The following is an 11,315-nucleotide window of genomic DNA, read 5'->3' as shown; positions in this document are numbered from 1 at the left end:
GCGGGGTTTTTGTTTAGTCGTTCGGGGAAGCAGGCGAGGCCGCCTGCTTGACCGGCAGCACGATGCGGAACGTGGTGCCCTCGCCTGGCCGGCTGCTCACCTCGATGCGGCCCTGGTGCTTGGCGACGATGCCGTAGGAGACCGAGAGCCCCAAGCCTGTTCCCTTGCCCACCGGCTTGGTGGTGAAGAACGGGTTGAAGATGCGCTTGAGGTTCTCGGGGGAGATGCCCTCGCCGTTGTCGGCGATCTCGATGAAGACGTGCGCCTCGTCGGGCCTGCCCGTCCGCACCGTGATGGTCCCTCGCTTGCCCTTGATGGCCTGGGCCGCGTTGACCAGCATGTTCAGGAACACCTGGTTGAGCTGCGAGGGCAGGCACTCCACCTCCGGCAGCTCGCCGTACTCCTTGTGGACGTCGGCCACGTACCGGACCTCGTTGTGCACGATGTTCAGCGTGCTCTCGAGCCCCTTGTGCAGGTCCGTGTTCTGCCAATGCGGATCGTCCACGTGAGAGAAGTCGGTCAGGTCCCGGATGATCTGCCGCACCCGGCGCAGCCCCTCCGAGGACTCCGTGAGCAGCGCCGGCGCGTCCTCTCGCACGAACGACAGCTCCACCCGCTTCTTGAGTTCAGCGAGGCGCTGGCGCGCCGCTTCGCTCAGGCCCTCCTCTTCCTTCTCGAAAGCGGCGGTGAGCTCCAACAGGCCGTTCACGTAGTCGTGCAGGGTGCCGAGGTTGCTGTTCACGAACCCCACGGGGTTGTTGATCTCGTGGGCCAGGCCCGCGGCGAGCTGGCCGATCGATGCCATCTTCTCCGACTGCACCAGCTGGCTGTGCGTGTCCTCGAGCTTCTTGATCAGCGCCTCCTGCTCCGCCTTCTCCTTCAGGAGCGCCTGCTGGGCGCGTTGTCGGTCGGCCAGCTCGGTGCGCAGTTGCTCATAGCGCTCCGTCAGCTCCCCGGACATCAACTCCAGGGAGCGCTCCAGCGAGCGCCGGTCGTCGTCCGAGGTGCGATAGGCTTCATCCACCGAGCTGAGGAACGGCTTCAGCTCCGGCGGCAGTTGCTCCGGGTCGCCGAAGAAGCGCCGAAGCTGTCTCTCGAGCAGCTTGTGGTAGCTCACGATTCGGTGAACGCCGTGATGGTCATGGTCTGGTTGTGGAGCTCGCAGCGGGTGATGGCGCCATGAGGGCAGATCTCCCCATAGGAGTAGAAGCCGGTCAACACCGGCTTGGGCCCAAGGACCTCGCGGACGCTCTCCACCTCCTCTTCCACGCGCTGCTTGAGCACCAGCTTTCGCCCCACGCAGCTGATCAACACCGCCAGGTCGGGCGTGAAGCTGCCCAGGCGCTCCAGCCCCGTGCGCGCCGCGTCGGCCGCCCCGTCGATGAGGCGATCGAAGTTGGCCTTCATCAGGCGCGCGTACGTCCCCTCCGGCACGTCGCCCGCGAAGGTCATGCTCTGCTCCTTCTCGTCGATGCCCAGGACGGTGCGCACCACCCTGTAGCCCTCGCGGCCGTTGCGAAGGGCCAGGGGAAAGAGCAGCGCCGTGGCGGGCAGCCCCGCGGCATGTTCGCCCAGGTATTGTTTGTAGAGCTCCAGCGCCGAGCGGCCGTCGAGCTCGTAGAGCACGTTGCTCTTGGAGCGGGTGATGAGGCGCTCGGGCCCGAAGGGGTCCCACCCGCCGAGCGAGCCATAGCCGATTCGCAGCCTGTCGCTGTAGAAGCCGACCGCGGCGACTTGTCCCTCGGCGGGCGTGTCATTGCCGCAGACCAGGGTATGCAGGAAATGGGGGCCGTCCCCGGCGAGCCCTCCCGTCACCGCCACCGTCTCGGGCAGGCGCCCGCGCAGGCCCCGCGCCAGCTCGGTGCCGTTCACCTTCAACCCGTCGGACAGCACCAGCACGTGGGACAGACCAGGCTGGTCGAGCGCTCGGGCCAGGGTCACACCCGCGGCATGGCTCTGCTCCATGGTGTCCACCTGCGCGTGCGCCAGGCGCAGGGTGGTGTGCTCGAAACCCACCGCCGTGGCGACCAGGGAGTCATCTCGCACCGAGGTGCCGCAGATCTCTCCCGAGGTGGAGCAGCCGAGGATGAGGGCCTCCGGGTAGCGGGCGCGGAGGTGCTCCAGGGCGGAGGGCTCTTGCAGCGCGGCCCTGGCGCCGAACAGCAGGATCAGCCGCGCGCCGGGGCCCGCCCCCCCGTCCACCACGTCGCGCCAGCCGCCCTCGACGGTCCACGCCTGCTGATCGACCTTCATGTGGCTTGTCATGGAAGACATGGCTGTCGAGCGTCAAGAGCCCCACCCAGACTGATAACGTCGCGAACCTGTTTTGTTGCGAGGGAACGCCTGGATGAAACGTGTACTCAAGTGGTTGTTGCTCTACCCGTCGCTGCTGATCCTCACTCTGAGTGGAGTGCTGTTCATCCACGTCTGGTATTTCAAGCCGTTCCGCATCGACCTCTACTACAACCGGGTCTTCGCTCAGTTCGCGCTGGATAATCCCGAGCTGCTGACGAGCATGCGGCTGCTCGATCAGTACGGCATCGACTTCCATGCGGACGAGCTGGCGGACGCCTCTCTGGCGAAGGAGGAGCGCCAGCGCGTTTGGCTCCGAGAGAACTACGAGACCTTCAAGCGCTATGACCGCTCGGAGTTCACCGGCCAGGAGCTGCTGTCCTACGACGTCTGGGATCATTTCTGGTCGAGCCAGCTCGAGGGCGAGCCCTGGCGCTACCACAACTTCCCCGTCAACCAGATGTTCGGCGTCCAGTCCATGCTGCCGAACTTCATGGCCGACCAGCACATGGTCGAGCGCGAGCGGGACGCGCGTAACTACATCGCGCGCCTGGAGAAGTTCTCCGTCAAGTTCTCCCAGGTGCTCGAGGGGCTGCGCCTGCGCGAGCAGAAGGGTGTGCTGCCCCCAAAGTTCACCGTCGAGAAGGTGCTCCTGCAGATGCGCGGCTTCATCGAGCCCAAGCCGGCGGAGCACATGCTCGTCACTTCGCTGCGGCAGAAGCTCGAGAAGATCGAGGAGTCGAAGCTCTCCGCCGAGCAGCGCAAGGTCCTCCTCGAGGACGCGGCGCGTGCCGTCGAGCAGCACGTCTATCCCGCCTACCGGGAGATGATCGCCTACTTCGAGTCGCTCCAGCCCAAGGCCACCTCCAATGATGGCGTGTGGCGCTTGCCCGATGGCGACGCCTATTACGCCTACGAGGTGAAGTCGAACACCACCACCACGATGAGCGCCGAGCAGATCCACCAGATCGGCTTGTCCGAGGTGGCCCGCATCGGCGCCGACATGGACCGCATCCTGCGCGAGGCCGGCTACACGGAGGGCACCCTGGGCGAGCGGGTGACACAGCTCTCCAAGGCGCCCGAGCAGCTCTACCCGGACACCGACGCGGGCCGCGAGCAGGTGCTCAAGGACTACCAGGCCATCATCGATGAGATCAGCGCCGGGCTGGACCCGTACTTCTCCGTGAAGCCCAAGGTGGGCGTCGTGGTCAAGCGCGTGCCCGAGTTCTCGGAGAAGACCGCGCCGGGCGCCTACTACAACTCGCCCTCGCTGGATGGAAAGCGGCCGGGCACCTTCTACGCCAACCTGCGCAACCTCTCGGAGATCCCCCGCTTCGGCATGCGCACGCTGGCCTACCACGAGGGCGTGCCAGGCCATCACTTCCAGATCGCCATCGCCCAGGACCTCAAGGGCCTGCCCATCTTCCGCCGCATGGTGCCCTTCACCGCCTTCAGCGAGGGCTGGGCCCTCTACACCGAGCGCCTCGCGTGGGAGGCCGGCTTCCAGAAGAACCCGCTGGATGACCTCGGCCGCCTGCAGGCGGAGATGTTCCGCGCCGTGCGCCTCGTGGTGGACACCGGCATGCACCACAAGCGCTGGAGCCGTGAGCAGGCCATCCAGTACATGCGCGAGCACACCGGCATGGGCGAGGGCGAGGTCATCGCCGAGATCGAGCGCTACCTCGTCAACCCCGGGCAGGCCCTGGCCTACAAGGTCGGCATGCTGAAGATCCTCGAGCAGCGCGAGAAGGCCCGCGCCGCCCTGGGGGACAAGTTCGACATCCGCGAGTTCCATGACCAGGTGCTCAAGAATGGCGCATTGCCCATGGGCCTGCTGGAGCGGGTCATCGATGAGTACATCGCGCGCAAGAAGGGGGCGTAGAGTCCGCTGGTGGCTTCCCGTCCTCGATTTCTGCTGACGCTCCTCGGGCTGTGGCTCGCCGCGGCCTGTGGGCCGTGCGGCTTCCAGCCCGACCCGGGCGTGAAGGTCATCGTCCCCGCGATGCCCACCACGTTGGACTGGAGCTACTCGGATCCCGCGAGCTGGTCGAACTATCCAGTCATGCTCGCCACCCAGCGGGGGCTCACCACGCTGGGGCCGGATCACTCCGTGCAGCCCGGTCTGGCCGAGCGCTGGGAGCGGGAGCGGGACGCACAGGGGCGCGAGGTCTATACCTTCCACCTGCGGCGGGATGTGCGCTGGTCGGATGGCGCCACGTCGATGACGGCCCAGGACTTCGTGTTCGGCTGGCGCCGCGCGATGCTCGGTCGGGAGCGCGGTGAGATGGCGGAGATCCTCGGCGCCCGGGAGGTGCTGGAGCTGCAGGAGCGCGGCGCACCGGTGGAGCAGGTCCGCGCCGCGCTGGAGCGCACGGGGGTGGAGGCGCTGGAGCCCCACACCTTGCGGGTGACGCTGGAGCGCCCGCGCAGCTACTTCCTGGCCCGTCTGGCCAACGTCTACCTATTCTTCCCGGCGCCCTCCGTGGATCTCGCGGGCAGGTCCGATGAGGAGATCCGCGACTACTTCGACCGGCCCCGCGAGGGCCGCCCGCTGGCGCTCGGGCCATACCGCGTGGAGCGCTGGGACCGGGCCGGAGAGCGCGTGCGCCTGGTCCACAACCCCGCCTCGGCTTTTCAGCCGACGCTCGGGCCCGGGGAGCGCTTCGCGCCCGTCGTCACGTTGATGAAGTCGGAGATCGGTCCGGCCCTCTATGAGCGCGGCCGGGTGGACTTCGTCTTCGTCGACAGCGCGCTGGCGCTGCGGGGCCGCCACCCGGAGGACCTCCGCCATGAGCCGCTGCTGTCCACCTACTTCATGGTCTTCAACACCGAGCGGCCTCCGCTGAACCGGCCCGAGGTGCGGCGCGCCATCTCCCAGGCGCTGGACCGGGAGGCGCTGCTGGCGGGGCTGCTGCCCGCGGTACGGCCCACGAACGTGTTGCTGCCTCCGGAGCTGCCCGGCGCCGCGACACCGGAGGAGGCCGCGCGGCTGCCCCGCTTCGACCGGGAGCGGGCGAGGGCCGCGCTCCAGGGCGTGCCCGGGCTGGAGCGCCCGCTGCGCCTCGTCTTCAGGGCCGGGGACTCCTTCGTGCCGGAGGTGGCCATCGCCGAGCGCATCGCCGCGCAGCTCGCGGAGGTGGGCATCACCGTGACGCTGGATGCGCGCTCGGATTACTCCGCCGAAGTGGCCCGGCGCACCCCGGAGGGGTCGCGCGCCTATGACCTGTACATGCGCCGGCTCGGGGCCGACTACGCGCACCCGAATACCTTCTTCACCCTCTTCGAGCGCGAGGGCAATCACCAGTCCGGCTGGGAGACACAAGGGGCAGGGGAGCCCATGGCTCGCTTCGAGCAACTGCTCGTGCGGGCTGACGCCGAGGCCGATGCCGAGAAGGCCCGCGCCCTGTATGCCCAGGCCCAGGAGGTGCTGGTGGGAGAGCAGGCGGTCATCGCTCCGCTCTACCACCCCGACCGGTACTACCGCGCCCGCGCTCGGCTGCGCGGCCTGGATGTGGACCCGTTCAACTTCCTCGCCCTGAGGGACTTGCGGCTCGCTCCCGAGGCGCAGGAGGCGGCCCGGCCATGAGGCAGCTCCTCCTCCGGGTCGGCCGGCAGCTCGTGCTCGTGCCCATCGTCGCGGTGGCCTCGTACTTCCTCATGGCCAGCCTGCCGCTCACCACCGAGGACGACAACAAGCGCCAGGTGTCCCCGGAACTCGCCGCCTCCTACCGCAGGGACCTGGGCGTCGGCGAGCCGCTGGGCTTCCTTCGCCCGTGGCAGAAGCTCTTCCGCGGTGAGCGCCTGGGCACCAGCGCCCAGGGTGTCACCGGCGATGAGCTGCTCCTCAAGCTCTCCGGCAGCGTGGGCGTGGGGCTGGTGGCGCTGGTGCTCGCGCTGGTGTGGGCGCTGGCCTTCGCCCTCTTCAAGAACCGGTGGAGGCGCGGCCGACTCGCCGTGATGGGGGACGCGGTGCCCGCGGTGGCCTTCGGCACACCCGTCTTCATTCCCGCGCTCCTGCTGGCCCCCGCGGTCGTCGAGCGCGGCAATCTGCTCCCGGAGCTGACTGCTGCCTTCGTCATCTCCCTCTGGCCTGGCATCTTCCTGGGCACGCTGCTCGGGGATGCGCTGGAGACGGAGCTGGCGCGCGACTACGTGCGCACCGCCGCCAGCAAGGGCCTGCCGCCCGGCGTGGTGCTGCGCCGCCATGTGCTGCCCAATGTGCTGCCGGCGCTGCTGGACGCCATCGGCCCCGTGGCCACCGCGCTGCTGGCGGGCTCCTTCGCCGCCGAGCGCGTATTCGGTCTGCCGTACTTCGGACAGCTCTACGTCCTCGCCGTCCTCCAGAAACAGGTGGCCGTGGTGGTGGTGGCCACCACCGTCTTCGCCTCGGTGCTCGTCGTCGTGGGGCTCACCGTGGAGGTGGTGCGGCTGCTCGTGGATCCCCGCGCCCGGGAGGCCCGCGCATGAGGCGCATCCCCGCACGGGCCTGGGTGGGCCTCGCGCTCCTGGGCGGGCTTGGCGCCCTGAGCTTCCTCGCCGGCCGTGTCTTCCCAGAGGTGCTGGCGGACACCTGCCCGCTCGGCAGGGATCCGAGCCGGCCTGACCGCACGGTGTGCGAGCTGGCGTTCGGGGGCTTGTGGGTCTCCCTGGCGATCGGGCTCGCGGCGGGGGCGCTCTCCACTGGCCTGGGCCTCGGGGTGGCCGCCGTGGCCCGCCTCGTGGGCGGAGTCCTGGAGCGCTGGGTCATGCGGTTGTCGGATGCCTTCTTCGCGCTGCCGGACGTGCTGGTGGTGATGGTGCTCCAGCTCGCGGGCCAGTCGCTCTCGGACGCGGGCTCCAGCGCGGGCCTGGGACCCTTTGGATTGATGGTGGTGTCCCTGGCCCTGGTGGGTTGGGCGGGGCCGGCGCGCATGTTCCGCAACCGCCTGGACACGCTGGAGGGGCAGGAGTTCGTCGCCGCCTCGCGCGCCCTGGGAGGCACCGGGCCGCACCTGCTCCGCGTCCACCTGTGGCCCTCCCTGCGGCCCTTCGTGCTCGCGGTGTTCCTCAGCCGTCTGCCCGCCGCCATCCTCGCCGAGTCCACCGTGAGCTTCTTCGGCATCGCCCGCATGGAGCCCATGTCGCTCGGTCGCTACCTCGGCACCAGCTACGCGGCCCTCATCTACGAAGGGGGCACTCGCGTCGTTATTCCCGCGTGGGCGCTGCTCGTGCTCCTGGTGCTCGGCGCCTCGCTGGCGTCTCAGGCACTCGCCTCTGGCCCCCGGCGGGCCTGAGAAGCGCCCAAGCTCCCTCGATTTTCCTTGGCGTGCCGGAGGAATTCCCCGCCCGCGCGGGCGGGTTCCCTCAACGCATATCCCACCTGTCATTCCCGAGCCGACGCCATGTCCTTGCCCACCGATGAAATCTCCACTGTCCCGGGTCTCGCGACGACGGAGCGCGAGCGGCAAAATGATGAGCTGCGGGTCGAGCCCGTGCGTGGCGCGGTGCTCGTCGTCGAGGATGACCCCGCCAGCCGCGAGCTCCTCGTCGAGATGCTCACCGAATGGGGCTACGAGCCGCTGCCCGTGGGCAGCGCCGAGGAGGCCGAGTTCGCCGTGCGCAACAAGCGCATGGACGCCGCCATCGTGGACGTCTTCCTGCCCGGCCGCAGCGGCGCCACCCTCATGTCCCGCCTGCGCGAGCGCTTCCCCCAGGCCGTGCTCATCGGCGTGAGCGCCATGAGCGACGCCGCCATGGCGCGCAAGTGCAAGGGACTTGGCGCCGACCTCTTCATCGGCAAGCCCGTGCTTCCCGAGAAGCTGGCCTCGGCGCTCCAGTCCAAGCACACCAGCTGGCACTGAGGCCCCGCCCCTCTGCCCACTTCCTGGCATGGCGGGGGCACCCTCCGCGCGGGAGCGCGAGAACCGGTTGCGCGCTCACCGCGAACGCCCGATGCTCGGGGGGTGAAGACGCTCGCTCCCGGGTTGCTCCTGGCGATGCCCCAGCTTGGGGATCCCAACTTCCACCGCTCGGTCGTGCTGATGATCGAGCACGGGGAGACGGGCTCCATGGGGCTGGTCATCAACCGGGGCGCGCCGCTGACGCTCGGTGAGCTGGCCCGGGGGCAGTCGATGAAGATCGCCTCCGAGCGCACCCAGCAGTCCGTCTTCGTCGGCGGGCCGGTGGAGCCCCACCGGGGCTTCATCCTCCACGACGTGGAGGGCATCGCCGAGAAGCACACGGTGCTGCCAGGCCTGTTCCTGAGCGTTACGCTGGACGCGCTGGGGCCTTTGTTGGAGAACCCCACCGCGAACCTGCGCTTCTGCCTGGGCTATGCCGGCTGGGGGCCCAAGCAGCTCGAGGGGGAGATGGCGACAGGCTCCTGGTTGTTCGCCGAGGCGAGCGCCCAGGCCATCCTTGAGGGCAATCCGGCCCAGCTCTGGGAAGAGACGCTCAAGGGCATGGGCGTGGACCCGGCCATGCTGATGGTGGGAAGGGGACTGCACTGATGTTGGACGCAGAGCGCATCGCCGCACGGATTCTCGGGGCCCTGCCGGGCGCCGAGGTACAGATTCAGGACTCCACGGGGACGGGCGACCACTTCGAGGCCCGCGTGGTCAGCGCCGACTTCGCCGGAAAGACGCTGGTGCAGCAGCACAAGCTCGTCTACGCCTCCGTTCAGGACTGGCTGGACACGGGCGAACTGCACGCGCTGGCGCTAAAGACCTATTCGCCCGAGCAGTGGAAGAAGCTCGGGCCTCGCTAGGAAGGATGCGACATGACTCCGGAACTCAAGACCCGCTTCGATGAGGCGGTCCGCTCTCACAAGATCGTGCTGTTCATGAAGGGCAACGCCCTGTTCCCCCAGTGCGGCTTCTCCGCCCGCGCGCTGCAGATCTTGAAGCAGTACGGCGAGGTCCACACGGTGGACGTGCTCTCGGACCCCGAGGTGCGCCAGGGCATCAAGGACTACACGAAGTGGCCCACCATCCCCCAGGTCTTCATCAACGGGGAGTTCGTCGGCGGCTCGGACATCCTCATGGAGATGGAAGAGCGCGGCGAGCTGAAGGACCTCATCGCCGCTCCGAAGAGCTAGATGGACGACCGGGACGAGAAGTTCCAGCGCATCGTCGAGGCGCGCCTGAAGCTGCGCGCCCGCTACCTGGACAAGATGCAGGGCACGCCCTCGCTGAGCGACGCTCGCCCCATGGGCAGCGGGGCAGCCAACCGGCACGGCATGCCCAAGCTGCCCCCCGGCCAGCACGAGACGAAGAAGTGGCCCGTGCTGGACCTGGGCGTCCCCTTCGAGCCCGTCACCCCCGAGTCCTTCCGCCTGCGCGTGGACGGCGCCGTGGAGGCTCCCGTCACCCTGGACTGGAAGGGCTTCCACGCGCTGCCCCAGTACGAGGACGTGAGCGACTTCCACTGCGTCACCACGTGGAGCCTGATGGACGTCCACTGGAAGGGGGTACAGTTCTCCACAGTGGCGGCGCTTGTAAGGCCTCATCCCAAGGCGGCGTTCGTCCTCATCCACGCCTCGGACGGCTACACCACCAACCTGCCGTTGGAGGAGGCCCTCAAGGACGACGTGCTGCTCGTTCACACGTACAATGGGCAACCGCTACCGCCAGAACACGGTGGCCCGGTGCGGATGATCACTCCCCAGCTGTACGCCTGGAAGGGGGCGAAGTGGATCCAGCGCATCGAGTTCCTCCAGCACGATCAACCAGGCTTCTGGGAACGCCGTGGCTACAGCAACACCGCCCACCCCTGGCGAGACGACCGCTACTCCTGAGCCGAGCTCGGCCGTCTCCTCCAATGCCGTCTCCAACGAGGTAGCCGCCGCGCCAGGCCTGGCCGCGCCCGCGCCGGCGCCGCTGCCCGTGGCGCAGCCGGCGGACCCGGAGGACTCGACTCCCACCGAGAAGATCAAGACGGTCATGGACCGCGTGCAGGAGTTCCGCGCGCGGCATGAGAAGTGGGAGATGGCGGCGTTCTTCTTCGTGGGCTTCGTCTACGACGTGCTCACGCTGAGCCGCATCGACGACACGCTCACCATGGTGCAGCAGTTCGTGTACCTGGGCGTGCTGGCCACGCTGCTGATGCTGGAGCAGCGCCACCCCGAGGGCACCGAGCCCCCGAAGGTGCTGGCGAAGGTGTGGCGCTGGCGCGAGGACGCCATCCACTTCTTCTACGGCAGCCTGCTGAGCTCCTTCATGCTCTTCTTCTTCAAGAGCGCGTCGGGGTTCACGCCGTTCCTGTTCCTGGTGGCCATGTTCGCGCTGCTGGTGGCCAACGAGCTGCCCCTGTTCCGCAAGCTCGGGCCGGTGGTGCGCGTGTCGCTCTTCAGCCTGTGCGTCGGCATGTACATGGCCTACGTGCTGCCGGTGATTATCGGGCGGATGAACTTCTGGATCTTCCTGCTCGCGATGGTGCTGGCGGGAGGCGTCATCTACGGCCTCATCCACCTGCTGCGCCGCTGGGGCACGCTGGATCAGCTGGCCGCCATCCGGCAGATCGCCATCCCGGGCTACGGCACGCTGGCGGCGCTGCTGGTGCTGTTCCTGGTGCGCGTCATCCCCCCCGTGCCGCTGGCGGTGACCTTCAGCGGCATCTACCACGCGGTGGAGAAGAAGGGCGGGGCGTACCAGCTCTCGCACGAGCAGGTGTGGTGGAAGTTCTGGCACAAGGGCGACCAGGACTTCGTGGCGCGCTCGGGCGACAAGGCCTACTACTTCTTCAGCGTCTTCGCGCCCAAGGGCTTCCACCAGTACAAGGTGCGCGTGCGCTGGTACTACGACCACCCGCAGAAGGGGTGGACCACCTACGGTGACGGCACGCTGCTGACCATCGCGAACAAGGGCATCGAGCGCGGCTACCGCAGCTATGCCTTCACCTCCAACCCCAAGCCCGGTGACTGGCGCGTGGTGCTGGAGACGGAGGACGGGCACGAGATCAACCGCCTGTCCCTCACCGTGGAAGAGGACACGCGGACCGAGCCCCGGCAGTTCCAGGTGTTCGAGCACAACCCGGACAAGAAGTAG

General features: G+C 68.3%; 12 protein-coding genes. 10 read left to right on the top strand and 2 right to left on the bottom strand.

The window, feature by feature from the left end; all coding sequences use genetic code 11:
- Nucleotides 1-13 precede the first annotated feature (13 nt).
- Together SYV04_RS20760 and SYV04_RS20755 are read right to left on the bottom strand one after the other, a co-directional pair.
- Nucleotides 14-1,117, bottom strand: a complete 1,104-nt coding sequence (locus tag SYV04_RS20760) for an ATP-binding protein (protein WP_321547595.1) — start codon at nt 1,115-1,117, stop codon at nt 14-16.
- Complete coding sequence (locus tag SYV04_RS20755) at nt 1,114-2,274, bottom strand: FIST signal transduction protein (RefSeq protein ID WP_321547594.1); 1,161 nt, start codon at nt 2,272-2,274, stop codon at nt 1,114-1,116. Before SYV04_RS20755 ends, SYV04_RS20760 begins: the two co-directional genes overlap by 4 nt.
- 73 nt (nt 2,275-2,347) lie before the next feature.
- Here SYV04_RS20755 and SYV04_RS20750 point away from each other — a divergent pair, with 73 nt between their 5' ends.
- From SYV04_RS20750 to SYV04_RS20705, 10 genes are all read left to right on the top strand, one after another.
- The gene (locus SYV04_RS20750; RefSeq protein WP_321547593.1) at nt 2,348-4,174 is read left to right on the top strand and encodes a DUF885 domain-containing protein; all 1,827 of its coding nucleotides are present in this window, start codon (nt 2,348-2,350) and stop codon (nt 4,172-4,174) included.
- Between the two features lie 120 nt (nt 4,175-4,294).
- Nucleotides 4,295-5,878, top strand: a complete 1,584-nt coding sequence (locus SYV04_RS20745) for a peptide ABC transporter substrate-binding protein (protein ID WP_321548019.1) — start codon at nt 4,295-4,297, stop codon at nt 5,876-5,878.
- On the top strand, nt 5,875-6,759 hold the full coding sequence (locus SYV04_RS20740; RefSeq protein WP_321547592.1) for an ABC transporter permease subunit: 885 nt from the start codon (nt 5,875-5,877) through the stop codon (nt 6,757-6,759). The genes SYV04_RS20745 and SYV04_RS20740 overlap by 4 nt, the downstream gene beginning before the upstream one ends.
- On the top strand, nt 6,756-7,565 hold the full coding sequence (locus SYV04_RS20735) for an ABC transporter permease (protein WP_321547591.1): 810 nt from the start codon (nt 6,756-6,758) through the stop codon (nt 7,563-7,565). Before SYV04_RS20740 ends, SYV04_RS20735 begins: the two co-directional genes overlap by 4 nt.
- 108 nt (nt 7,566-7,673) lie before the next feature.
- The gene (locus SYV04_RS20730) at nt 7,674-8,132 is read left to right on the top strand and encodes a response regulator (protein WP_321547590.1); all 459 of its coding nucleotides are present in this window, start codon (nt 7,674-7,676) and stop codon (nt 8,130-8,132) included.
- A 102-nt stretch (nt 8,133-8,234) separates the two neighbouring features.
- Nucleotides 8,235-8,780 carry a YqgE/AlgH family protein gene (locus SYV04_RS20725; protein WP_321547589.1) on the top strand — a complete coding sequence of 182 codons (546 nt, stop codon included), beginning with the start codon at nt 8,235-8,237 and terminating at the stop codon, nt 8,778-8,780.
- A complete protein-coding gene (locus SYV04_RS20720) occupies nt 8,780-9,037 on the top strand; it encodes a BolA family protein (protein ID WP_321547588.1) in 258 nt (85 codons plus the stop codon). The genes SYV04_RS20725 and SYV04_RS20720 overlap by 1 nt, the downstream gene beginning before the upstream one ends.
- 12 nt (nt 9,038-9,049) lie before the next feature.
- A complete protein-coding gene (grxD, locus tag SYV04_RS20715) occupies nt 9,050-9,367 on the top strand; it encodes a Grx4 family monothiol glutaredoxin (protein WP_321547587.1) in 318 nt (105 codons plus the stop codon).
- The gene (locus SYV04_RS20710) at nt 9,368-10,066 is read left to right on the top strand and encodes a sulfite oxidase-like oxidoreductase (protein WP_321547586.1); all 699 of its coding nucleotides are present in this window, start codon (nt 9,368-9,370) and stop codon (nt 10,064-10,066) included. It abuts the gene before it with no gap.
- Nucleotides 10,017-11,315, top strand: coding sequence for a DUF2914 domain-containing protein (locus SYV04_RS20705; protein ID WP_321547585.1), 1,299 nt, complete (start codon nt 10,017-10,019; stop codon nt 11,313-11,315). The genes SYV04_RS20710 and SYV04_RS20705 overlap by 50 nt, the downstream gene beginning before the upstream one ends.

Origin of the sequence: Hyalangium ruber, from assembly GCF_034259325.1 — a bacterium.
Taxonomy (GTDB): Bacteria; Myxococcota; Myxococcia; order Myxococcales; family Myxococcaceae; genus Hyalangium_A; species Hyalangium_A rubrum.
The sequence above is the reverse complement of the archived record's forward strand: the minus strand, read 5'-3'. Positions and strand labels throughout refer to the sequence as shown.

Coding starts and splice junctions, on each gene's coding strand:
- SYV04_RS20755 (WP_321547594.1), bottom strand. CDS start 2,274: ATGTCTTCCATGACAAGCCACATGAAGGTCGATCAGCAGGCGTGGACC.
- SYV04_RS20750 (WP_321547593.1), top strand. CDS start 2,348: ATGAAACGTGTACTCAAGTGGTTGTTGCTCTACCCGTCGCTGCTGATC.
- SYV04_RS20745 (WP_321548019.1), top strand. CDS start 4,295: ATGCCCACCACGTTGGACTGGAGCTACTCGGATCCCGCGAGCTGGTCG.
- SYV04_RS20740 (WP_321547592.1), top strand. CDS start 5,875: ATGAGGCAGCTCCTCCTCCGGGTCGGCCGGCAGCTCGTGCTCGTGCCC.
- SYV04_RS20735 (WP_321547591.1), top strand. CDS start 6,756: ATGAGGCGCATCCCCGCACGGGCCTGGGTGGGCCTCGCGCTCCTGGGC.
- SYV04_RS20730 (WP_321547590.1), top strand. CDS start 7,674: ATGTCCTTGCCCACCGATGAAATCTCCACTGTCCCGGGTCTCGCGACG.
- SYV04_RS20720 (WP_321547588.1), top strand. CDS start 8,780: ATGTTGGACGCAGAGCGCATCGCCGCACGGATTCTCGGGGCCCTGCCG.
- grxD (WP_321547587.1), top strand. CDS start 9,050: ATGACTCCGGAACTCAAGACCCGCTTCGATGAGGCGGTCCGCTCTCAC.
- SYV04_RS20710 (WP_321547586.1), top strand. CDS start 9,368: ATGGACGACCGGGACGAGAAGTTCCAGCGCATCGTCGAGGCGCGCCTG.